Raw genomic sequence first — 23,307 nt, 5'->3', positions numbered from 1 at the left:
CACCCACGCACGAAGGAACGCAGTTGAGCCAGGACCCGTACGACCTCCTCGGAGTCGCCCGCGACGCGGACGCCGACACCATCAAGAAGGCCTACCGTCGTCTCGCCCGTCAGCTCCACCCCGACGTCAACCCCGACCCGGAGACGCAGGAGAAGTTCAAGGAGGTCACGGCGGCCTACGAGGTGCTGTCGGACCCCCAGAAGCGGGCGGCGTTCGACCGCGGCGGCGACGCGTTCGGCGGCGCCGGCTTCGGCGGCCAGGGCGCCGGCTTCTCGTTCACCGACATCATGGACGCGTTCTTCGGCGGCCAGGGCGGGGCCGGCGGCGGCGGACGTGGTCCGCGGTCCCGGATGCGTCGGGGTCAGGACGCGCTGATCCGCATCGAGATCGAACTGGCCGAGGCCGCGTTCGGGGTCACCCGCGAGCTCAAGGTCGACACCGCGGTGCTCTGCGAGACCTGCCACGGCGACGGTGCCGCGCCGGGCAGCCAGCCGGTCCCGTGCGAGACGTGCCGGGGCCAAGGCGAGGTGGCGGTCGTGCAGCGCTCGTTCCTCGGCGAGGTCCGGACCCTGCGCCCCTGCAGCGCCTGCCGCGGGTTCGGCACGATCATCCCCGACCCGTGCCGCGACTGCTCCGGCGACGGCCGCGTCCGCGCGGGCCGCACCCTGACCGTCAAGATCCCGGCCGGTGTCGACACCGGCACCCGGGTGCAGCTCGGTGAGCAGGGCGAGGTCGGGCCCGGCGGCGGTCCCGCCGGCGACCTCTACGTCGAGATCCACGTCGCGCCCCACGAGACCTTCGTGCGCCAGGGCAACGACCTGCACTGCACCGTCACCCTGCCCATGAGCGCGGCCGCGCTCGGCACCACCCTCACGCTCCCCACCCTCGAGGCCGACGTCGAGAACGGTGCGGGGTCCGGGGTCGAGACGTCGTTCGAGATCGACATCGACCCCGGCACCCAGTCGGGCACCGAGCAGGTGCTGCGCGGTCGCGGCGTGCCCGGCCTGCGCGGCGGACGGGGCGACCTCGTCGTCACGACCGTCGTCGAGACCCCCACCCGCCTCGACCCGCGCCAGGAGGAGCTGCTCCGCGAGCTCGCCGCGATCCGGGGCGAGGAGCAGCCGACCGGGCAGGTCAAGGCCCAGCAGAAGTCGGTCTTCGGGCGACTCTTCGGCCACTGATCCGACGCTGATCCGACGCTGATCCGACGCTGATGTCTCTCCCGGTCCACCTGGTTCCCTCGCTCGACGGCGTCCGGGTCGGCGACCCGGTGGTCGTCGAGGGCGACGAGGCCCACCACGCCGTCGCCGTACGCCGGCTGCGCGCGGGTGAGCGGGTCGTGCTCACCGACGGCCTGGGCGCCACCGTGGTCGGCACGATCACGACGACCGGCAAGCGGCTGCTCGAGGTCGTGGCCGACGAGGTCACCCGCGAGCCGGAGCCGACGCCGCAGGTGGTGGTGGTCCAGGCCCTGCCCAAGGGCGATCGCGGCGAGCTGGCCGTCGAGGTGCTCACCGAGGTCGGCGTCGGCGAGATCGTGCCCTGGGCCGCGGCCCGCTCGGTGGCGGTCTGGAAAGGGGAGCGCGCAGAGAAGTCCCTGGCCCGCTGGCGCTCGACGGCCCGCGAGGCCGCCAAGCAGGCGCGGCGCCCGTGGCACCCGACCGTGGCACCGCTGGCGTCCACCGACGACGTCGTCGCCCTGGTCGCCGCGGCCGACCTGGCCGTCGTGCTGCACGAGGACGCCGTGGCACCACTGGCCTCCCTCGACGTCCCGGCGTCCGGGCGGGTCGTCGTGGTCGTAGGCCCCGAGGGAGGCCTGACCGACGACGAGGTCGCGGCCTTCGTCGCGGCCGGCGCCGTCAGCGTGCGGATGGGCGCCGAGGTGCTGCGAACCTCCACCGCAGGCGTGGCCGCGGTGGCGGCGCTGCTGTCGCGCACCGACCGGTGGGGTTGAGTCGACCGACTCGCGCAATCGAACGAGTCGGGTGCCGCGACCCGGCCCAACCCCTCCCGACTCGTTCGATCGAACGAGTCGGGTGCCGCGACCGGGCCCAACCCCGCCCCGACCCGTTCGATCGAACGAGTCGGGTGGTGCAGCGCCAGCACCCGGCCACCCCCCCCGGGAGTCAGCCGACGGTGAAGGTCTTGGTGTCCTCGAACGGGCCCGGGCCCTCGCCGTCCGACGGGTCGTCGGTCCGGGCCACGAACGTGTAGGTGCCGGCCTCGAGTCCGCTGATGTCGACCTCGGCCTCGAAGGGGTAGAGGCGGTCGCCGAACTGCTCGGCGGTCGTGAAGTCGGAGATCACCTCCTTGCCCGAGGAGTCGAGGACGGCGTACGGGACGGTGGCCTCGAACGAGCTGGCCACCCCCGACACGGCAAGCGTGCCGGACGCGGTGGCGCCCTCCTCGGGCGTCGTGACGCTGACCAGCGCGAGCACCTCGAGCTGGGCGGCGGCCTTGACGCCCTTGCCGGTCGGCTGGCCGTAGAGATCGGCGGAGCTGCCGTCGGACAGGACCGTCCGGACCGGGTCGCGGGTCTGTGCGGCGCCCTGCAGCGTGTAGACGAGCGACTGCACGGCCAGCCTGGCCTCCACGGACGACGTGCCCTTGCCGGCGGTGAGGGGGGAGTCGTCGCCCAGCGTGACGACGATCGCGCCGTCGCGCTGCTCGACCGACTCGACCGTCACCCCCTGCAGGAGCGTGCCGTAGTCGGGGTCGAGCGCGTCGCCGCCGACGAGAAGCGTGGCGGCCTCCTCGAGTGGGTCGTCGGACTCGACCCGGCGGAACTCGCGGTAGAGCCGCGGCCCCATCGGGGTGTCACCGGTGAAGTAGACCGGGACGACGACCGTGCCGGGCTCCGGCGCGTCGGTCTCGGTGGGGCTGGAGTCGGTCGAGGGCTCGGTCGGCGCGCTCGACGACCCGGTGCTCGCGGGGGTCGTGGGGCTCGGCGTGCTGCTCGAGGTGGCCGGGTCGGTCTGGGTCTCGCCCGACGTGGGGTCGGTGTCGTCGCCGCAGGCCGTCAGGCCGGCGAGGAGGGTTCCCGAGAGGGCGAGCACGGCGAGACCGTTCCTGGTGTTCATGGGTTCCATCCTGTCGGGGTGGTGCGGTCAGGTGACGGTGATCGAGCGCGTGTCGGTGGTGGGGCCCGCGCCCTCGCCGTCGGACGGGTCGGAGGTCGACGCCTCGAAGGTGTAGGTGCCGGGGGCCAGCGCGGAGACGTCGACGGTGGTCTCCCACGGGTGGAGCCGCCCGAAGCCCGACGCGGTCGCCGCTCCCGAGACGACGACCTCACCGCCACCGTCGACGACCCGCCACGGCACGGTGGCCTCGAAGGAGTCGGCGACCCCCCGCGCGGTGAAGGCCCCCGTCACCGCTCGGCCCTCGACCGGGTCGGAGATGTTGACGTCGGCCACGACGTCCGGGTCGCGGGTGAAGCCGTCGTCCGGCACCGGGACGCCGAGGACGGTCGGCCCGGTGAACCGGACACCGGCGTCGGTGCGCCCGGTCGCCTGGACGGTGTAGACGACCTGCTGGACCGCCAGCACCGCCTCCCGCTCCGACATCCCCTCCGGGCGCTCGGCCAGGCTCGCGGGGACCGTCACGGTCCACGAGCCGGCGAGACCGGTCCCCGTGAGGCTGACGTCGTCGAGGGCTCCCGGCCACAGGGTGCGGTAGTCGGGATCGTCGGCGCTCGCGGTGGTGGCCAGCGAGACGGTCTGCTCGGCGTCGGACCGACCGACCCGGTGGAACTCGCGGAACAACGCCGGCCCCTCGGGAGTGTCGCCCACGTAGTAGATCGCCCGCGGTCGCGACCCCGCCGGCGCCTCGGTCGGCGCGGTCGGCCCGGGGGACGGAGCCTCGAGTCGTGCGGGGTCGGACGACGTCTGGTCCGGCCTGGTCGTCGCAACGGCGGGGCCCACACCCCGGGTCGGCCCGTCACCGTCACCGGTCGCCACCACTGCGACCGCCACGACGACGGCCGCGGCGGCGAGCACGGCACCACCGGCGGCGTACCGGCCGCGCCGGGACGGCTCAGCCGTCCGGGCCTGGATCGCGGCGAGCCGGTCCACGGGCTCGACCCCGCAGACGGCGCCGTCGAGGACCGCTCGCACGAAGTCGCCGTCAGGGTCGCCGTCAGGGTCGCCACCGCGGTCCGGGGTGTTCACAGGTCGTCTCCTTCGAGCGGGGCGAGCAGCGTGCGGAGGGCGGCAGAGCCGCGGGAGGCGTGGGACTTGACCGCGCCACGGCTGATCCCGAGAGCGTCGGCGATGTCGGCCTCGGACAGGTCGAGGTAGTAGCGCAGGGCGAGCACCTCGCGCTGGCGCTGGGGGAGGGCGCGCATCGCGTCGAGGACCGTCTCGCGCCGGTCGCGGGCCAGGGCCGGCGCCTCGGCCGACGGCAGCGGCTCGGGGGCGCGGTCGCGGGCGGCGTGCCGGTCGACGACGCCACGGTGGCGCAGCACCGAGCGCGACCGGTTGACCACGGCCTGGCGCAGGTAGGCCAACGCCTTGTCAGGGTCGCGCAGCCGCCGCCAGCGTCCGTGCAGGGCGACGAACGCGTCCTGCACGACCTCCTCGGCAGTGCCGACGTCGCGCACCAGCAGGACCGAGAGCCGGACGAGCCGACGCCAGTGGGCGGCGTACAGGGCCTCGACGGCGGCGTCGGCGTCCCAGGACGACGGCTCGGTCACCGCGGTCCTCCGCTCGATCGCATGGGTGGTCACGCTAGTGGGACGCGCGGCGACGGCCCGGGGTTTACCGTGGCGGCGTGGCTGACTGTCTCTTCTGCGCGATCGTGTCCGGTGACGTCCCTGCGGAGGTCGTGCACACGACCGAGCGCACCCTCGCCTTCCGCGACCTCAACCCCCAGGCGCCGCTCCACGTGCTGGTCGTGCCTCGCGACCACCACGCCAACGCCGCCGACCTCGCCGCGGGCGACCCGGAGGCCTCGGCCGAGCTGGTCCGCACCGCGGCCGCGGTCGCCGCCGCCGAGGGGTACGCCGACGACTACCGCCTGGTGTTCAACACCGGGGCCGGCGCGGGCCAGACGGTGTTCCACACCCACCTGCACGTGCTCGCCGGTCGCGACCTGGGCTGGCCGCCCGGCTGAGCAGCTGGATCAGACGAAGGCGTACCAGAGCCGCATCAGGGCGAACACGACCGGTAGCCCGAAGACCACCAGCAGCACCCAGGCGGTGAGGCGGTGCAGGGGCTTGGCGCCGTCGAGGCTGCCGGCGAAGTCGAGCAGCGCACCGTCGGGCACGTGCTGGGTCAGGCCCATCGTGCGGGCCTCCTCGGGCAGGTGCTGACCGTTGAACCAGAAGGGCGGGCTGTCGTCGTCGGGGGCGTAGTCCTCGTCGAACTCGTCGACCGGCTCGTCCCGCATGGACCCACCGTACGTCCCACCGTGGTGCCCGTGGTGCGCCTTCACCCGTGCGGGGCCGGATCTCGCGGGCGCCGGGCCGGCCGGTCGACGTACGATGGTCTCTCCTGCATCCGACGAAAGGCAGCCCACCCCGGGCACCCATGACTGACTCGAACCCCACCGGTGACCTCCAGACGCGCCACACGGTCGTGGTCCCCAACAGCATCGACATGGTCAGCCTGCTCGGCCCGGGAGACGAGTACCTCGGCATCATCGAGGGTGGCTTCCAGGCCGAGATCCACGTGCGCGGCAACCGCATCACCATGCGGGGCAACCCGGGCGAGGTCGCCCTCGCCGAGCGGCTCCTCGACGAGCTGGTCACGATCATCCGCACCGGTCAGGGCGTCACGTCCGAGACCGTCGAGCGCGCGATCGAGATGCTGCGCCAGGAGACCACCGAGCGCCCGGCCGACGTGCTGTCGATGAACATCCTCAGCAACCGGGGCCGCTCCATCCGGCCCAAGACGCTCAACCAGAAGCGCTACGTCGACTCGATCGACAAGAACACCATCACCTTCGGCATCGGACCCGCCGGCACCGGCAAGACCTACCTGGCGATGGCCAAGGCGGTGCAGGCGCTGCAGGCCAAGCAGATCAACCGGATCATCCTCACCCGCCCGGCCGTCGAGGCCGGCGAGAGCCTGGGCTACCTCCCCGGCACGCTGAGCGAGAAGATCGACCCCTACCTGCGCCCCCTGTACGACGCCCTGCACGACATGATCGATCCCGAGACGATCCCCAAGCTGCTCGCCGCCGGCACCATCGAGGTCGCCCCCCTGGCCTACATGAGGGGCCGCACGCTCAACGACAGCTTCATCATCCTCGACGAGGCGCAGAACACGACGCCCGAGCAGATGAAGATGTTCCTGACCCGCCTGGGCTTCGGCTCCAAGATCGTCGTCACCGGCGACATCACCCAGGTCGACCTGCCCCACAGCGTCAAGTCGGGCCTGCGGATCATCGAGGGCATCCTCGACGACGTCGACGACATCTCCTTCCAGCGGCTGACCGCCCAGGACGTCGTCCGACACCGTCTGGTCGGCAAGATCGTGGCGGCCTACGACGAGTTCGACAACCGCGGCGGCCTGGCCACCGCGCCCGAGCAGCGACGGTAGCGCCGATGACCATCGAGATCCTCGACGAGTCCGGCACCGGCATCGACGTCAAGCACCTGGCTCAGCTGAGCCGCTTCGTCATGGACTCCATGCGCGTCCACCCGCTGGCCGAGCTCTGCATCAAGGCCGTCGACGAGGCCACCATCACCGAGCTCAACGAGAAGTGGATGGACAAGGAGGGCCCGACCGACGTGCTGGCCTTCCCGATGGACGAGCTGCGTCCCGGCCTGGTCGACGAGGAGCCCGAGGAGGGCGTGCTCGGCGACATCATGCTGTGCCCGCAGATCGCCGAGCAGCAGGGTGCGACCGCCGGCCACGGCACCCTGGCCGAGATCGAGCTGCTCACGACTCACGGCATCCTCCACCTGCTGGGCTACGACCACGCCGAGCCCGAGGAGCACGCCGAGATGTTCGGCCTGCAGGACCGGCTGCTGGGGGAGTGGCGCAGCCGGTGACGGGCACCGTCGTCCTGCTGGCAGCGGCCGTGCTGGTCGTGCTCGCGGGCGTGTTCTCCGCCGTCGACGCCGCTCTCGGATCGTTCTCCAAGGCCCGCGCCCACGAGCTCGTCCACGACGAGCGCGCCGGCGCCAAGAGCCTGGTCGTGCTGCTCGAGGACGCTCCTCGTCACCTCAACACCGTGCTGCTGCTGCGCCTGCTGTGCGAGGTGGCCGCGATCGTGCTGGTGACCCTCGAGCTCGACCGGGCCATCGACGGGCCGCGGTGGGTGAGCGTGCTGGTCTCGATCGGCACGATGCTCGTCGTGTCGTTCGTGGTCATCGGGGTAGGGCCCCGCACCCTCGGCCGGCAGCACTCCGAGCAGGTGGCGCTGGCCTCGGCCGGCGTCCTGGTGCGGCTGACCAGCGTCCTCGGACCGCTGTCCGGCCTGCTCATCCTGCTCGGCAACGCGCTGACCCCCGGCAAGGGATTCAGGGAGGGGCCGTTCTCGTCCGAGACCGAGCTGCGCGAGCTCGTCGACTTCGCCGAGGCCTCGGCCGTCATCGAGGCCGACGAGCGCAAGATGATCCACTCGGTCTTCGAGCTCGGCGACACGACGGTGCGCGAGGTGATGGTGCCGCGCGGCGACGTGGTCTACATCGAGCACTACAAGAACCTGCGCCAGACCATGTCGCTGTTCCTGCGCAGCGGCTACTCCCGACTCCCGGTCATCGGCGACAACCTCGACGACATCCGCGGCTTCGCCTACCTCAAGGACATCGTGCGCCGCGACTTCGAGGCCCCCGACGTCGAGCTGACCCAGCAGGTCGAGGAGGTCATGCGCCCGGTCGCCTGGGTGCCGGAGTCCAAGCCGGTCGACGACCAGCTGCGCGAGATGCAGGCCGGACGCACCCACATCGCCGTCGTCGTCGACGAGTACGGCGGCACCGCCGGCTTGATCACCATCGAGGACCTCCTGGAGGAGATCGTCGGCGAGATCACCGACGAGTACGACCAGGACGAGATCGAGGTCGAGGCGCTCGCCGCCGCCGACGGCTTCCGGGTGTCGTCGCGCTACCCGATCGACGACCTCGACGAGCTGTTCGGCTTCGACGTCGAGGAGGAGGACGTCGACAGCGTCGGCGGGCTGATGGCCAAGCACCTGGGCCGGGTCCCGATCCCGGGCTCCTACGTCGAGGCGCACGGCCTGCGCTTCGAGGCCGAGGACACCGCCGGGCGCCGCAACAAGATCGGCACCGTCCTGATCCGGCGCGTCGCCGCCGAGCGGGCCGACGACGACAGCCGTACGGCGGCCGTCGACGCGTGACGTCGCCGTCGGCTGAGGTGCGAGCGCAGCGAGCCTCGAAGCCACGGCACCGTGCGTGCCGTCCGTACGCCGGCGCGGTGGCTTCGAGGCTCGGCCGTGGCCGGCCTCGCACCTCAGCCGACGTGTGGTCGAGCCTCCTAGGCTCGCGGCATGGACCTGCGTGCACTCCCGATCCCCGGCCTCCGCTCGATCCCCGGCCTGGCCCCGCGCGGCCCGCGCGCCGTGCTCGAGCTCGACCTGGGCCACGGCCTGCGGACCGGCCCGCCGCGACACCCGCTCGAGGCGCTGCGCGCCCGCCACGCCCCCTCGCTGCGTGCGGTCGGTGACGGACTGCGCCGGGCCGCCGCCGACGACGACGTGCTGGGGCTGCTGGTCCACGTCGGCACCTGCCCGCTGCCCCTGAGCGTGGCCGACGAGGTCGGGGCCATGATCGCCGACTTCTCCCAGGACAAGCCGTCGATCGCCTGGACCGCGACGTTCGGTGAGCTCACCAGCGGCCTGAACGGCTACCGACTGGCGGTCAATGCGCGGGAGATCTGGGTGCAGCCGTCGGGTGCGCTCGGGCTGACCGGCGTGCACCTCGGCATCACGCTGCTGCGCGGCGGACTCGAGAAGCTCGGCATCGACCCCGAGTTCGGGCAGCGCCACGAGTACAAGTCGGCCGCCGACCAGCTCGCCGCCACCGAGGTCAGCCAGGCCAACCGCGAGATGGTGCAGCGGATGGCCGACGCGATCGTCGACGACACCGTCGCGCGCGTCGCCTCCCGACGATCGCTCGACGCCGCCGACGTCCGCGCCGCCATGGCGAGAGCGCCGCTCTCGGCTGCTGACGCGCTCGAGGCGGGTCTGGTCGACCGCGTCGGCTACCGCGACGAGGTCTACGCCCACGCCCGCCGGACGTGGACCCCGGCGTGGGAGCCCACCTACGTGCACCGATGGGCGCAGGCCCAGCAGGGCAGCGCGTCCAGCCGGCTGGGTGCGCTCCACCAGCGCCACCGGCCGACGGTCGCGGTCGTCGACGTGACCGGCCCGATCGTGCTCGGTGCCGGCTCCGGTTCCCAGGCCGGCGCCGACCGGATCGGCGCCCGCCTGCGCGAGGTCGGCCGCGACGACGAGGTCAAGGCGGTCGTCCTGCGGGTCGACAGCCCTGGTGGGTCCTACGTCGCCAGCGACGCCATCCGTCGCGAGGTGCTGCGACTGCGCGAGTCCGGACGCCCGGTCGTCGCGACGATGGGCACGGCGGCCGCGTCCGGCGGCTACTTCGTCGCGATGCCGTGCGACGAGATCGTCGCCCAGCCCACCACGCTCACCGGCTCGATCGGCGTGCTCGCCGGAAAGATGGTCGTCGCGCGGCTGCTCGACCGGGTCGGGATCGTGACCGAGGCGATCGACGCCGGCCCACGCGCCGGGTTCCTCGCCCCGGGCCGGCCGTTCACCGACGACGAGTGGCAGGTGCTCGACGCCTGGCTCGACGAGGTCTACGCCGACTTCACCACCAAGGCCGCCGCCGACCGGGGTCTCGACCTGGCCGTCCTCGAGCCGTTGGCCCGCGGCCGCGTGTGGGTCGGCGTCGACGCCCACGAGCGCGGGCTGGTGGACCACCTCGGCGGCACCCGCCTGGCCCTCGAGCGAGCCTGCGGCCTGGCGGGCCTGGATCCCGACGACGTCCGGCTTCCGTCGCCCTCGTCGCTCGAGTGGCTGCAGCGGCTCCGCCCGGCCGAGTCGAGCGAGTCGCCGGCGGCCGCCGCGGTGGTGGTGCCGACGGGTCCCGAGGCGGTGCTCGAGCGACTGGCCGCCTCCGTCGGCATCGCCGTGCCCCACGGGGTGCTGTCGATGCCGCTCGGCCTCACCTCCCTAGGCTGATGCCATGACCGACCTGAGCGCCGACCTGAGCAGCGAGGACGCCAAGCTGGTGACCCTGGCCCGCGCGACCCGCGCCCGCACCCAGGCCGCCGAGGGTGCCGCGGTGCGGGACCACGACGGCCGTACCTACGCCGCCGCGACCGTCGACCTCGCGTCCCTGCAGCTGACCGCGGTGCAGGCCTGCGTCGCGATGGCCGTCGCCTCCGGCGCCCGGGGGCTGGCCGCGGCCGTCGTGCTCGGCGACGCGACCGAGCTGACCGCACCGGACCACGCCGTCCTCGAGGAGTACGCCGGCCCCGACGTCGTCGTGCACCTCGCCGACGCGCGCGGCAACATCGTCGCGTCCTGACCGATTCCCGGTCGGGCCTGTGACGTAGCCCGCGCGCTGCCGGCCACACCCGCGGGCGCGTGCGGGAGTAAGTTGCGCAGAGTGAGTGGATCGGGGAGCACGCAGGCCTGGCGTCGACACGAGGCGGCGGTGGCCCGGCTCGCGGCGTCGTACGACGCGATCCCGGCGGGTCAGCCGGTGCGGCTGGCCAAGCGCACCACCAACCTCTTCCGGGTGCGCGCCGCCAGCTCGGCGCCCGGCCTCGACGTCTCGGGCCTGACCGGCGTCATCGAGGTCGACCCCGACGCGCGCACCGCCGACGTGCAGGGCATGTGCACCTACGAGGACCTCGTCGACGCGACGCTGGTGCACGGGCTGATCCCGCTCGTCGTCCCCCAGCTGCGCACCATCACCCTCGGCGGCGCCGTCACCGGTCTCGGCATCGAGTCGACGAGCTTCCGCAACGGGCTGCCGCACGAGTCGGTGCTCGAGATGGACGTGTTCACCGGCGCCGGCGAGGTCGTCACCACCCGCCCCGGCGACGAGCTCTTCGACGCCTTTCCCAACTCCTACGGCTCCCTCGGCTACGCGACGCGGCTGCGCATCGAGCTCGAGGCGGTCCCGCCGTACGTCGCCCTGCGCCACGTCCGGTTCGACGACGCGGCCCTGCTCACCAAGACCATCGAGGCGATCGTCGCCAGCGGCGAGCACGACGGCGAGCGGGTCGACGGCCTCGACGGCGTCGCGTTCAGCCCCGACGAGCTCTACCTGACGCTGGCCCGCTGGACCGACGAGGTCGGCCCGACCAGCGACTACGCCGGCAGCAAGGTGTTCTTCCGCTCCCTGCAGGAGCGTGAGACCGACCTGCTCACGACGTACGACTACCTGTGGCGCTGGGACACCGACTGGTTCTGGTGCTCCGGTGCGTTCGGCGCGCAGAACCCCCGCATCCGCCGCCTCTGGCCGCGCCGCCTGCGGCGCAGCGACGTCTACATGAGGCTGCTCGGTCTCGACCGCCGCTTCGACATCGCCGACCGGCTCGACCGCCGCGCCGGCCGACCGCAGCGCGAGCGCGTCGTGCAGGACATCGAGGTACCGACCGCCCGGCTGCCCGAGTTCCTCGAGTGGTTCGACGCCGAGATCGGCATGCGCCCGGTGTGGCTCTGCCCGCTCGTCGCGCGGCGTTCCTGGCCGGCCTACCCGCTCGAGGCGGGGGAGCCCTACGTCAACGTCGGTTTCTGGGGCACCGTGCACGTCGGGCCCGAGGCCGTCGACGCCCCGCGCAACCGCGCCATCGAGGCCGAGGTGCACCGCCTCGGGGGCCACAAGTCCCTCTACTCCGAGTCGTTCTACGACCGCGAGACCTTCGACGCGCTCTACAACGGACCGCACGTCGCCGCCGTCAAGGCGACCTACGACCCGGACCAGCGCCTCACCGACCTCTACGACAAGACCGTCCGCAGAAAGTGAGCTCCACCGTGGCATCCACCCCCTCCTTCAAGATCGCCGACGTCGTCGCCGACCTCACCCGTGGCGGCATGCCGCTGCGCTTCACCGCCTACGACGGCAGCGCGGCCGGCCCCGAGGACGCCGAGATCGGCCTCGAGCTCGTCAACCAGCGCGGCCTGCAGTACCTCGTGACCGCGCCCGGCGACCTCGGGCTCGCGCGCGCCTACGTCGCCGGCGACCTCCTGGTGCACGGCGAGCACCCGGGCAACCCCTACGAGGTCATGCAGAAGCTCAAGGACCACACGAAGTTCCGGGCGCCCACGCCCGGCGAGCTGGTCACCATCGTGCGCGGGCTGGGCCTGTCCAACCTCAAGCCGCCGCCGCCGCCGCCGCAGGAGCACCTGCCGCGCTGGCGCCGGATGATGGAGGGCGTGCGCCACTCGATGAGCCGTGACGCCGAGGCCATCGCGCACCACTACGACGTCTCCAACGCCTTCTACCGCCACGTGCTGGGACCCTCCATGGCCTACACCTGCGCGGTCTACCCGACCGCCGAGGCCACCCTCGAGGAGGCGCAGGCCGAGAAGTTCGACCTCGTCGCCCGCAAGCTCGACCTGCAGCCCGGCCAGCGGCTGCTCGACGTGGGCTGCGGCTGGGGCGGCATGGTCATCCACGCCGCCCGCGAGTACGGCGTCAAGGCGCTCGGCGTGACGCTCAGCCGCCAGCAGGCCGAGTGGGCCAAGCAGGCGATCGACGACGCCGGCCTCGGCGACCTCGCCGAGGTCCGCCACCTCGACTACCGCGAGGTCCTGGAGTCCGACTTCGACGCGGTGTCCTCCATCGGCCTGACCGAGCACATCGGGATCGCCAACTACCCGTCCTACTTCGCGTTCCTGCGCGACAAGCTCAAGCCCGAGGGACGTCTGCTCAACCACAGCATCACCCGGCACACCAACAAGCCCACCCGCACCGGCGCGGTCATCGACCGCTACGTCTTCCCCGACGGCGAGCTCACCGGCTCGGGCCGGATGATCACCGAGGCCCAGGACGCCGGCCTCGAGGTCATGCACAGCGAGAACCTGCGCCACCACTACGCGATGACCCTGCGCGACTGGAACCGCAACCTGGTCGACAACTGGGACGAGTGCGTGGCCGAGGTCGGGCTCGGCACCGCGCGGGTCTGGGGGCTCTACATGGCCGCCTGCCGGGTCGGGTTCGAGCGCAACGAGGTGCAGCTGCACCAGGTCCTCGCCGTCCGCACGGCCGCCGACGGGTCCGACGGGTTCGCGCTGCGCCCGACCTGGGGTTCCTGACCCCGGGGCCCGGGCCACTACGGTTGACCGATGAGCACCAAGGCGGCGACCTACGAGGCAGTGGTGCTCTCGCGCACCCCGCTGGCTGCCCACCTGGTCAGGCTCGTGCTCGGCGGCCCCGGTCTGGCCGGGTTCACCAGCACCGGGATCCCCGACGAGTGGGTCGGGCTCGTGGTGCCGGGCCAGTTCCAGAGCCGCTACTACACGGTGCGCTTCTGGGACGGCGAGCGGCTGACGCTCGACGTGGTCGTCCACGACGTCGGGCTGGTCACCGAGTGGGCCGCCGGCGACTGCGTTGGTGACCCGGTGACGGTCACCGAGCCCAAGGGCTCCTTCGACATGCCGCCCGGCGCCTCCTGGCTGATGCTGGTCGGCGACCTGACGGCGCTGCCCGCGATCGCCCGGATCGTGGAGTCGGTCGTCGTACCCACGCGGGTCTGGGCCGAGGTGCCCGACGACATGTCCGACTACCTGCCCGGGGTCGAGGTCGACTTCCTCGGCCAGCCCGGCGACGGGGTGAGCCGGCTCGCCGACGTCGTCAGCGACCTGGTGTGGCCCGAGGGCGACGGCTACTTCTGGATGGCGGGGGAGTCCGCGCAGATGCGGGCGATCCGCAAGCACCTGATGCGCGAGCGCTCACTCCCGAGCACGGCGTACGACGTGATGGGCTACTGGCGCGCGGTCGCCGGCCGGCAGCCCCGCGCGGTCGATCCGGTACGACGAGCAGAGACGAGCACATGACCGAGACACCCCCACCGCTGCCCGCCCACCGGAGCGGGTTCGCCTCGTTCGTCGGGCGCCCCAACGCCGGCAAGTCGACGCTGACCAACGCGCTCGTCGGCAGCAAGGTCGTCATCACCAGCTCCAAGCCGCAGACCACCCGCACCGTCGTACGCGGCATCGTCCACCGGCCCGACGCCCAGCTGATCCTGGTCGACACCCCCGGCCTGCACCGGCCGCGCACCCTGCTCGGCGAGCGGCTCAACGACCTGGTCAAGACCACGCTGGCCGAGGTCGACGTCGTCGCGGTGTGCTTCCCGGCCAACGAGAAGATCGGCCCCGGCGACCGCTTCATCGTGCGCGAGATGGGCAAGGTCAAGCGCACCATCAAGGTCGCCATCGCCACCAAGACCGACCTGGCCACGCCCGAGCAGCTCGGCCAGCACCTGCTCGACATCGCGACCCTCGGCACCGAGACCGGCACCGACTGGGCCGAGATCGTCCCGGTCTCCGCCCAGGGCGGCGACCAGGTCCAGCTCCTCGCCGACCTCCTCGTCGGGCTGCTGCCCGAGGGGCCGCAGCTCTACCCCGACGGCGAGCTCAGCGACGCCCCCGAGGAGATCATCGTCGCCGAGCTGATCCGCGAGGCGGCGCTGGAGGGCGTGCGCGACGAGCTGCCCCACTCGATCGCCGTGGTCGTCGAGGAGATGAACCTGCGGGCCGACCGCGACGCCGACAAGCCGTTGCTCGACATCTACGCCAACCTCTACGTCGAGCGCGACTCCCAGAAGGGCATCATGATCGGCCACAAGGGGGCCCGCCTCAAGGACGTCGGCAGCCGGGCCCGCCAGCAGATCGAGGCGCTCCTCGGCACGCCCGTCTACCTCGACCTGCACATCAAGATCGCCAAGGACTGGCAGCGCGACCCGCGCCAGCTGCGCAAGCTCGGCTTCTGAGCCGGGCCGCACGAGCCATCGGGTCACGTCGACCGGGTCGCGGTCGTCGCCGACGCGTGCGGTGGCGAGGTCGAGGAGCACTACGTGTCGGTGCTCTACGTCGCCACTCGCACCTGAGGTCCGGGCGTGCCGGTGGCCCCGCGGTCCTGGTGGATGGCGGGGTGTGGGGCGGTCAGGGTCGTCGGCGGCGGTCGACGGTGTAGGTCGCACCGGTGGGGCTGGTCCATTGGTAGAGCCCGGGTTCGAGCATCTGGTAGGACCATCGGCCGTGGGTCTTGGCGCGGTGGTGCCTGCGGCAGAGCATGGCGAGGTTGTGCGCTGACGTCGGTCCGCCCAGGTCGAAGGGAACGATGTGGTCGAGGTCGACCTTGCGTCTCCCGCAGTCGGGGAACACGCACGTCCGGTCGCGCAGGTGGACCTGTTCGCGGATCGTCTCGGTGGGGCGGTAGGCCGTGGTGGTTGGGTCGGAGGCGAGGTCGATGACGGGCTTGACGGTGACCCTGGTGCCAGCGGCCTGGCACCAGTGCCGGATCTGCTCGACCAGGACCGGGGTCAGGGTGTTGTCCAGCACCGCTGAGGTGTCCTCGGCGGTGAGGTGGGCGTAGATCGTCACACCACGACCGGTGCCGCCGGTCTCGAGGTCCAACGCCAACTGGTGGCGGGCCATCTGACCCAGGGCCTGGGAACGGCGGACCTCGAGGGTCTCGGTGGAGCCGAGGTCGGCCAGCACCTGGGCGCCCCCGCGCAGGGCGGTCTCGAGGTCCAGGGCGTCGGCCAGATCGAGGGTGGCACGCACCTCCACGGTGCCGGTGGTGGTGGCATCGCGCAGGTCCACGCTGGCGTGGCGCTCCTCGGCTGCGGACTGGCGGCGACGTTCGGCCTCGGCGGGGTCGTAATGGGCTCGGGCGGCATCGACGGCGCGGTCGACCTGGGCCCAGGAGCAGGTGTGCAGGAACGGGCTGATGACCCGGTCAACGTGGGTCGCACCGGCGGGTGGCAGGGCGATGGTCTGCTCGGCGACCCGGAACGCCTTCCACAGCGAGACCTCGAGACCCACGACCCTCGCGTAGAGCCGTGGCAGCCGGTGGCGCAGCTCCAACGCCTTGCCGAGGTAGGCCAGCCCACCGTCGGTCGACATCCCCAACGACAGGGCCAGGTCCAGGGCAGCGAACTCACCGATCACCGGGCAACCCAGCCCGCCCAGGTGCAGGGCGGGCTCGACCATCGGGTCCAACAGCCCGGCGGTCTCGACCTCGTCGGCGGTGTTGGCCACCGCCCAGTCCAAGACGGCGGTCAGGGTCGCGACCTGGTCACGTGCCTCGGCCTGCCGGCGCGTGCGCACCGATTCCAGCAGCGGGTCGCTGCAACGGGTGCGGGTCGTGGTCGCCATGGGCCCATTCTACCACTTGGTTCGAACGTGTGTTCGAATCAAGGGAGGTTGTGGATATTGGACTTGGCGCGGGGTGTCCGCGCATGGCAAGGGCGCGGCGCAGCCCGCCCTTGTCTGCGTCATGAAGCATTCCGGGAGAGGCTCGCTGTCAAGGACGGCCGTAGGGCGCCGCGTAGCGGGCGCGCGACGCGCGATCCTTGACGGGGAGGCCCGGGATGCTAGGCGCGCGGACACCCCGACCCTGTTGAACCCGCGCCGTGAGAGCCCCGATCAGGCGAGACACCGGGCCAGTTGGCAGCGTCGGTTGCGGGGGTCTCGAGACGGCCGCGGGCGGCCTCCTCGACCACCGTCGGGTCGGCCCGGAAGTGTCGGTTGCGGGGGTCTCGAGACGGCCGCGGGCGGCCTCCTCGACCACCGTGGGGGCGGCCCGGCAGTGTCGGTTGCGGGGGTCTCGAGACGGCCGCGGGCGGCCTCCTCGACCACCGTGGGGTCGGCCTGGCAGTGTCGGTTGCGGGGGTCTCGAGACGGCCGCGGGCGGCCTCCTCGACCACCGTGTGGTCGGCCTGGCAGCCGTCGGTTGCCGTGGTCTCGAGACGGCCGCGGGCGGCTTCCTCGACCACCGTGACGGAGGGGCGGTCAGTCCGGTGCCCAGCACCGCACGAACGTCTGCCCGGCGGCCCACTCGTCGGCATCGGGACCCTCGTAGGCCCACTGGTAGTCGAGCGGGTCGTCGACCACGTCGACGGCCGCCTCCTCGCACCTGGAGCCGGTCCGGTCGACGGCCCGGGCGCCCGGGTAGCGGCTGCCCTCGAGCGTGAGCACCGAGAAGGCCCGCCACGTGTGGCGCGCGCTGCAGGGCACGCGCTCGAAGGCCGCGCTGTCGGGGCTGGCGGTGCCGCACATGCCGTAGCGGTCGCGACCCGCGTCGGTGTCGAGCACACCCTCGAGGGACCCGCGTACGTCGAGCAGGGACTCGGCCCCGGCGAGCGCGACGACGTCGCAGCGGTACCACGCGGCGCCCCGGCCGGACTGGGCCAGGCTCGGGGTGAACCACACCGACCGCAGCATGCTGAGCCGCCGGGCCTCGACGGTCCCGCCGACGGCCTTGCCGAGGGCGGCAGGGCAGCGCTCGGCGACGTCGTCCTGCACCCGCGCCGAGTCGACCGCCAGCAGGTGGCCGTCGACGACGTTGTCGATGGTGCCGACCTGGTAGGTCTGCGAGGTGTGGGCGCCGCGGCACGACGTCGACTTCGCGCCGCTGGTCGGGGACACCGCCTGACGGTAGGTCAGCCGGTAGCAGGATCCCCGCTTCGGCGCCGACACGGGCCGGGCCGTCGGAGGGGCCGTGGCCGTCGGGGTGGCCGTCGGGGTGGGGGTCGCCGTGGGGGCGGTGTCAGCCGGCGGGTCGTCGTCGCCCGAGCAGCCTGTCAGCAGCACGCCGATGAGCACGACGACGGCCAGCAGGGCTGCGAGCGGTTGCCTGCTCGTCTGCCTACTCATTCGTCTTGGCCCAGCACACCGACCGGCGGTTGCCGGCCTTCCACTCCGCCTCGTGGAACCACGTGAAGCCGAACTGGAACTGCGGTGGGTAGTCGAGGTAGGCCTGCACCGACTTCTTGCAGAAGTCGCGGGACTGCACCTCGGACAGGCGGTCACCCGGGTAGGGATCGGCAGCCTCGCCCAGCTTGATCGTCGTGACCGCGCGCCAGTCGTGCGGCTGCGTGCACGGGATCTTCGCCGAGTCGGCCACCGACGGGCCCTTCACGCACGCGACCCACCGGTCGTCCGGCCGGCCCGAGAGGATCCCGCGCGCGGTCCGGGGGAGCGAGACCAGCGCGGCGCTCTGCTCGCCGCCGCCGATGACGTCGCAGCGGTACCACCGCGCGCCGTCGTCCCAGGCCTTCTCGGAGGGCCGGAACCAGGCCCAGCTCAGGACCGTGCGCATCGACTGGCTGTCGTCGGCGCCGAGGAACTTGCGCAGCCCCGCGTCGCAGGTGTCGTAGGCGAACCGGCCGACCTCGGCGGAGTCGTACGCCGCGTCGCGCAGCTCGGCCGGCAGGTCGCCGACGGCGTACGTCTCGGCGGTGTGCTTGGAGCTGCAGCCGACGACCTTGGTGGCGTTGGTGGGGGCGGCGACGTCGTCGAGCTCGAGCCGGCGGCACGCCCCGAGCCGGGGAGCCTCCACCGCGTCGACCTGCGTCGGGTCGGCGCCCGGCGCCGGGCGCGGCGTCGGCTCGCTGCAAGCCGTGACCACGAGCAGCAGGGTCGCGAGCAGCGCGACCGCCGTCGCGATCCTGGAGCTGCGGGCCCGGTCTGCCATGGGGGCCGATGCTACCTGCGCGGTGGAGGGTCCCCGGCCCGGGATCGTGGGCCGGGGCGCCACCTCACCGCAGGCGCACCGTGTGGGTCACCTGGCGGCCGTCGCGGGCGACCACGACGACGCGTGCTCGGAGCGTGCGTCCCTTGGCCAGGGCGGAGGCCGCCCGTCCCCGCAGCAGCAGGCGGACGTCGTGGCGCCCGGTCCGCACCGTGACCGCGCCCGTCGACAGGACGTCACCACGGCGTACGGCGGTGCCGAGCACGTTGTCCAGGGCGACGACCCGCACCGTGAGTCGCTGGCTGGCGGCGGTCCGCACGGGGATGACCACGCGGGTGCGCGCACCCGTCCCGGCGACCCGCACCAGCGTGGCCACGGTGAACTTCGGCGCGGCCACCGGGCCGGACCCGGCGGTCGCCCGGAACGACGCCGACGCCGAGTCGTCCGCCGTCGTCGCGTCCGTGCTGCTGGTCGTGACCCAGGCGGTGTTGGTGATCGTCGACACGGCGAGGGCGGGGCCGGTGCGGACGTCGAGGCACAGCAGGCCGATCCGCGCCGTCAGCGGCCCGGAGGTCGGGTTGCTGAAGCGGAAGACGCGGGTCTTGGGCTGCGGGTCGTTGCCGAGCGGGACCAGCCCGGGGTCGACGTCGTACGACGCCACGATGCCCTTGGCCTGCTCGCCGCAGGTGAGCGTGGCCTGGGTGGTCCGGCCCGCGGGCACCGTCACGGTGTCGCTGAGCTGCACCAGACCCAGGTCGTGGGTGTGCCCGGCCGTGGTGTCGAGCGAGGTGGACAGGCACCGCATGTCCAGGGCGGCCGTGGCCGACTCGGGCACGTCGACCACGAACCGCCACCCCGGGCCGTTGGCCGGGTTGCGCCGGCTGGTGCGGACGACCCCGGCACCGGAGGTGAAGGTGAAGCCGGGTGCGACCGCCACCTGTCCGGCCCCGCAGGCGAGGTCGACGGTCCAGGTGCCGGCGGTCCAGGTGGTGGCCGTCGAGACGGGGTCCGAGACGAGCAGGGCGTGGGCGTGGCCGTCGTCGGTGGTGGTCCTGGAGGTGGTGCAGACGACCGTGACGTGGGCCTGGGCCTGGCCGGTGGTCGTGTTGTCGATCGTGCCGGTCCACCCGGTGCCGTCGGCGGTGGCGCTGCTGCGCAGGACCACGACGTCGGCGAACCCGCCCGTGCCCTGGTCGACCGCGTCGAGGCGCACGCTGCCGTCGGTGGCGACGTAGCCGGTGGGGCACGACGCGGTCGCGGTCGCCGTGCTGGCGGCCGGGGCAGCGAGGTTGCTCTCGACCTTGGTCACGTCGAGCTGGTGGCCCGCGCCACCGGAGGAGGCGGCGATGGGGTCGACCGTGGCGGTGATCGTCACGGTGCGGGTGGCGTCGGCCGCGAGCGAGCCGAGGTCGCAGCTGACGCCCTGCCCGGCGTGGGTGCAGGTGCCGCCGCCCGTGGCCGAGGCGCCGGCGTACGTCGTCCCAGCGGGCAGCGCGTCGGTGACCACGACGTCGCGCGCCGTGGCGGGTCCGGCGTTGCGGGCCGTGAGCGTGTAGGTGACGGTGTCGCCGGGCGCGGCCTGCGGGCGGTCGACGGTCTTGACGATCGAGAGACCGGCGTAGGCGAGGACCGGGACGACGACCGTGGCGGTGTTGTTGCTCGGGTCGGTGTCGCGCGGGTCCGCGACGGTCGCGGTCGCGGTGAGCGGGTCGACCGGGTTGCTGCCGACGGTGACGACGACGGCACGGGTCAGGCTCTCGCCCGGCTGCAGGTCACCGGCCGGCAGGGTGCACGTGACGGTGCGCGTGGCGGTGGCGTAGGAGCAGCCCGCCGGAGCGGAGACGAACGTGGTCCCGTCGGGGATGGCGACCGACAGGGTCGGGTGGGTCGGGGTGCCCGGCCCGGCGTTGGTCACCGTCGAGGTCAGGGTGAGCGTGTCGCCGGCGCCGACGCTGGTCGGCGTGGCCGTGACGGTCACGCCCAGGTCGACCGCGGTGACGATCGGGGTGCTCGTGGAGGCGGCGTTGTTGCTCAGGTCGGTCTCGGGCTCCGAGGAGCCGACGACGGCGTGGGTGTCGATCGTCGCCGCCGTGGTGGTGGCCGTGACCCGGGCCTCGACCAGGATCGGGGGTACGACGGCACCTGCGGCGACGGTGCCGAGGTCGCAGACCACGTCGTCCCCGTCCAGGGCGCACCGCGGGTCGAGGCTGGCGGCGTCGACGGCGAGGTCGTCCGGCACGGCGAAGCGCACCACGGTGTCGGCGGCGGGCGAGGTCCCGAGGTTGCGGACGTCGAGCTGCCACGTGGCGGTCTGCCCGGCGGTGAGCACCGCGGGGTCGCCCTGGATGCTGCTGGTCACGGCGAGGTCGACCGGGCGCACCTGCACCGCCGCCGTCGCCGAGTCGTTGCCCGGGGTGGGGTCGGTCTGGTCGGCGAGCACCGTCGCGGTGTTGGTGAGCGTGCGTCCGGCGGTGCCGACGTCGGGGCGCGTGGTGACCAGCACCGACGTGCTGGCGCCCTGGGCGAGCGGTCCGACCGCACAGGTGACCGTCGAGGCGCTGGGGGAGCTGACGCACCCCGAGTCGGCGGACACGAAGGTCATCCCGGCCGGGAGCGTGTCGACGACGGTGGACCCGGTCGACCGCGAGGGGCCGTGGTTGGTGACGGTCAACGTGTAGGTGACGTCGCCCCCGACGGCCACCGACGTCGCGCTCGGCGTCTTGGTCAGCGACAGGTCGGTGATCGCCACGGTCGGCACGCTGTCGACGGTGCTGTTGTTGTCGTCGGGGGAGTCGCCGCCGCCGGCCACGGTCGCGGTGTTGGCCACGGTGGCGGGGGCGGTGTCGGTGACGAGCACGGTCAGGCTGATCGACGGGTACGCCGCCCCGGCGGCCAGCACGTCGCTGCGCGTGCAGGTCACCGTGGCGGTGCCGCTGCAGGTCCAGCCGGAGCCGGTGGCCGAGACGAAGGTGAGGCCGGCGGGCAGCGTGTCGGAGACCGACACCTGACCCTGGGTCGCGACCGGCCCGACGTTGCTCACGCCGAGGGTGAAGGCGGCTTGGGCGCCCTGTACGAACGTGCCGCTGTGGGTCTTGGTGACCGCGAGGTCGGGAGCCGCGACGGTCACGTCGGCGGTCGAGACGGTGGTGAGCGCGGTGCCCAGCGACTGCGAGTTGTAGCTCGCCGTCGCGGTGTTGCGCACGACCGTGCCACCCGGGACCGCCGGGCTGGGTCCGTCGACGACGACGTCGAAGACGAGCGTGTAGCTCGCGTTGGGGGAGATCATGCCGCCCGCCGTCGCACTGGCTCCCGTGCCGAGGCGGGCGACCACGCGGTCGTTGGCGGCGTCGTACTCGGCCGTGTCGTCGCCGGCGGCGTCGGTGCGGGACGTGGCCGACCCGCCGGGCTGGGTCACCCGGATGCTGCCCGGGACGTAGGAGGTGTCGGCCGGCAGCGGGTCGCGCAGCACGAAGCCGGCGGCCCCGTCCTGGCCGGAGTTGGTGCCCGAGACGGTGTAGCGCAGCCGGTCGCCCTGCTCGACCCGGCCGCCGTTGACGTCGACGACCGACTTGGTCTGGTTGATCCGCGGTGCGTAGAGGTCGGTGGCGATCGTCACGACGCCGGGCGCGTAGACGTCACCCGAGGTCGTCAGGCCGATGGTCGCGCTGGTCGCGCCGTTGGCGATGTAGGAGTTGCCGACCGTCAGCATCGACTGCTCGAAGCCCAGGTTGTTGGGATAGCTCGGCGAGCCGGCGGCGCGGAGCACGCCGTTGCGGCTGCTGCGCGAGTCGAAGAAGTTGGTGGCCGGGTGCTGCGCGTCGCTCAGCGCGATGCCGTTGAGCGTGGCGGTGTCACCGACGAGACCGGTGTCGCCCTCGTAGGTGACGAAGCCGAGGGTCGAGGTGACCGCACCGGCCGGGGGCGTCTGGAAGCCCGAGACCGAGATGGATCCCGACGCGGAGCCGTTGATGGACTTGAGCCCGTCGAAGACCGTCAGGTTGCGGGCCGGCATCGAGGTGTCGCGGTAGGCGACCACGAGCGACCAGCCGCCGAGCCGGTCCGCGCCCGTGCCCGTCTGCAGGTTGGCGACCGTGTAGGTGCCCTTCCCGGCGGTGCGGACGCGCGTGGTCACGTCGACGAATCCCTGGTAGATCACGGAGCCGTCGTCGAGGGTCGTGGCGTTGAGGTTCGCGTAGCTCGAGTCGCCGGGCGCCTTGAAGCGGATCGAGCCGCGGGCGGAGGCGTTGGGGGCGGCGCTGCCGCTGGCGCCGGCCGTGACCTCTCCGCCCCAGTAGAGCCCGGCGAACAGCACGGTCGCTCCGGTGGGCAGGTCGAGCGTGGACTGGCTGGAGTTGAACGTGCTGGAGTCGCCGTCGACGTCGACGTAGACCATCGCGTAGTTGTTGTTGTTGAGCGCGCTGTCGGCCACGGCGGTCGGGCCCGATGTGCGCGCGGCCGTGCACCCCGGGGCGGACGCCTGGCAGGTCATCACGGTGTTGCCGACGATGTCGATGTCACCGGTGTCGTTGGCGGCGTAGCGGACGCCGAAGTTGCGGTCGGCCGCAGCGGCCGGTGACGTCGGCACCAGCGCGAGCAGCGTGGCGACCAGTGACAGCGTGATGACGACTCGATGGCGCGCGATCGAGCCCATTCCCCCCAGAAACGGCATG

Annotated in this window: 20 protein-coding genes; 12 read left to right on the top strand and 8 right to left on the bottom strand. The window is 72.9% G+C overall.

The window, feature by feature from the left end:
* Window positions 1–23 precede the first annotated feature (23 nt).
* On the top strand, window positions 24–1,181 hold the full coding sequence (gene dnaJ / locus FJQ56_RS17830) for a molecular chaperone DnaJ (protein WP_140010933.1): 1,158 nt from the start codon (window positions 24–26) through the stop codon (window positions 1,179–1,181).
* Window positions 1,182–1,213: 32 nt separating this feature from the next.
* A complete protein-coding gene (locus FJQ56_RS17825) occupies window positions 1,214–1,954 on the top strand; it encodes a 16S rRNA (uracil(1498)-N(3))-methyltransferase (protein WP_140010932.1) in 741 nt (246 codons plus the stop codon).
* A 172-nt stretch (window positions 1,955–2,126) separates the two neighbouring features.
* Here the strand turns inward: FJQ56_RS17825 and FJQ56_RS17820 are convergent, their stop codons facing one another.
* From FJQ56_RS17820 to FJQ56_RS17810, 3 genes are read right to left on the bottom strand one after another with little or no spacing between them, the layout of a single operon-like run.
* Entirely contained in the window at window positions 2,127–3,080 is a 954-nt protein-coding gene (locus FJQ56_RS17820; RefSeq protein ID WP_140010931.1) for a Gmad2 immunoglobulin-like domain-containing protein, read from the bottom strand.
* A 27-nt stretch (window positions 3,081–3,107) separates the two neighbouring features.
* Entirely contained in the window at window positions 3,108–4,166 is a 1,059-nt protein-coding gene (locus FJQ56_RS17815) for a Gmad2 immunoglobulin-like domain-containing protein (RefSeq protein WP_140010930.1), read from the bottom strand.
* Window positions 4,163–4,690 carry a SigE family RNA polymerase sigma factor gene (locus FJQ56_RS17810; protein ID WP_211351146.1) on the bottom strand — a complete coding sequence of 176 codons (528 nt, stop codon included), beginning with the start codon at window positions 4,688–4,690 and terminating at the stop codon, window positions 4,163–4,165. Before FJQ56_RS17810 ends, FJQ56_RS17815 begins: the two co-directional genes overlap by 4 nt.
* Before the next feature lie 77 nt (window positions 4,691–4,767).
* Here FJQ56_RS17810 and FJQ56_RS17805 point away from each other — a divergent pair, with 77 nt between their 5' ends.
* Window positions 4,768–5,109 (top strand): HIT domain-containing protein, encoded by a 342-nt coding sequence (locus tag FJQ56_RS17805; RefSeq protein ID WP_140010928.1) that lies wholly within the window; start codon window positions 4,768–4,770, stop codon window positions 5,107–5,109.
* A 9-nt stretch (window positions 5,110–5,118) separates the two neighbouring features.
* Here the strand turns inward: FJQ56_RS17805 and FJQ56_RS17800 are convergent, their stop codons facing one another.
* Entirely contained in the window at window positions 5,119–5,385 is a 267-nt protein-coding gene (locus tag FJQ56_RS17800; RefSeq protein ID WP_140010927.1) for a hypothetical protein, read from the bottom strand.
* A gap of 140 nt (window positions 5,386–5,525) precedes the next feature.
* Between FJQ56_RS17800 and FJQ56_RS17795 the strand changes: the two genes are divergently transcribed.
* From FJQ56_RS17795 to era, 9 genes are all read left to right on the top strand, one after another.
* Window positions 5,526–6,539 (top strand): PhoH family protein, encoded by a 1,014-nt coding sequence (locus FJQ56_RS17795; RefSeq protein ID WP_140010926.1) that lies wholly within the window; start codon window positions 5,526–5,528, stop codon window positions 6,537–6,539.
* A gap of 5 nt (window positions 6,540–6,544) precedes the next feature.
* On the top strand, window positions 6,545–6,994 hold the full coding sequence (gene ybeY / locus FJQ56_RS17790; RefSeq protein ID WP_140010925.1) for an rRNA maturation RNase YbeY: 450 nt from the start codon (window positions 6,545–6,547) through the stop codon (window positions 6,992–6,994).
* Window positions 6,991–8,301: a hemolysin family protein gene (locus FJQ56_RS17785; RefSeq protein ID WP_140010924.1), complete on the top strand. Its 1,311-nt coding sequence runs from the start codon at window positions 6,991–6,993 to the stop codon at window positions 8,299–8,301. Before ybeY ends, FJQ56_RS17785 begins: the two co-directional genes overlap by 4 nt.
* Before the next feature lie 150 nt (window positions 8,302–8,451).
* Complete coding sequence (gene sppA, locus FJQ56_RS17780) at window positions 8,452–10,164, top strand: signal peptide peptidase SppA (protein ID WP_140010923.1); 1,713 nt, start codon at window positions 8,452–8,454, stop codon at window positions 10,162–10,164.
* A 4-nt stretch (window positions 10,165–10,168) separates the two neighbouring features.
* Window positions 10,169–10,513, top strand: a complete 345-nt coding sequence (locus tag FJQ56_RS17775) for a cytidine/deoxycytidylate deaminase family protein (protein WP_140010922.1) — start codon at window positions 10,169–10,171, stop codon at window positions 10,511–10,513.
* Window positions 10,514–10,594: 81 nt separating this feature from the next.
* Window positions 10,595–11,962: an FAD-binding oxidoreductase gene (locus tag FJQ56_RS17770; protein WP_140010921.1), complete on the top strand. Its 1,368-nt coding sequence runs from the start codon at window positions 10,595–10,597 to the stop codon at window positions 11,960–11,962.
* 8 nt (window positions 11,963–11,970) lie between these two features.
* Complete coding sequence (locus FJQ56_RS17765) at window positions 11,971–13,254, top strand: class I SAM-dependent methyltransferase (protein WP_342776484.1); 1,284 nt, start codon at window positions 11,971–11,973, stop codon at window positions 13,252–13,254.
* 30 nt (window positions 13,255–13,284) lie between these two features.
* Complete coding sequence (locus FJQ56_RS17760; RefSeq protein WP_140010920.1) at window positions 13,285–13,995, top strand: siderophore-interacting protein; 711 nt, start codon at window positions 13,285–13,287, stop codon at window positions 13,993–13,995.
* Entirely contained in the window at window positions 13,992–14,930 is a 939-nt protein-coding gene (era, locus tag FJQ56_RS17755) for a GTPase Era (protein WP_140010919.1), read from the top strand. The genes FJQ56_RS17760 and era overlap by 4 nt, the downstream gene beginning before the upstream one ends.
* Window positions 14,931–15,102: 172 nt before the next feature.
* Here the strand turns inward: era and FJQ56_RS17750 are convergent, their stop codons facing one another.
* From FJQ56_RS17750 to FJQ56_RS17735, 4 genes are all read right to left on the bottom strand, one after another.
* Entirely contained in the window at window positions 15,103–16,320 is a 1,218-nt protein-coding gene (locus tag FJQ56_RS17750) for an HNH endonuclease signature motif containing protein (RefSeq protein ID WP_140010918.1), read from the bottom strand.
* Between the two features lie 636 nt (window positions 16,321–16,956).
* Window positions 16,957–17,820: a septum formation family protein gene (locus FJQ56_RS17745; protein WP_140010917.1), complete on the bottom strand. Its 864-nt coding sequence runs from the start codon at window positions 17,818–17,820 to the stop codon at window positions 16,957–16,959.
* Window positions 17,813–18,640: a septum formation family protein gene (locus FJQ56_RS17740; protein WP_140010916.1), complete on the bottom strand. Its 828-nt coding sequence runs from the start codon at window positions 18,638–18,640 to the stop codon at window positions 17,813–17,815. Before FJQ56_RS17740 ends, FJQ56_RS17745 begins: the two co-directional genes overlap by 8 nt.
* Before the next feature lie 64 nt (window positions 18,641–18,704).
* A complete protein-coding gene (locus tag FJQ56_RS17735; RefSeq protein WP_140010915.1) occupies window positions 18,705–23,306 on the bottom strand; it encodes a DUF11 domain-containing protein in 4,602 nt (1,533 codons plus the stop codon).
* Window position 23,307 lies beyond the last annotated feature (1 nt).

Source organism: Nocardioides plantarum (genome assembly GCF_006346395.1).
Classification (GTDB): domain Bacteria; phylum Actinomycetota; class Actinomycetes; order Propionibacteriales; family Nocardioidaceae; genus Nocardioides; species Nocardioides plantarum.
The sequence above is the reverse complement of the archived record's forward strand: the minus strand, read 5'-3'. Positions and strand labels throughout refer to the sequence as shown.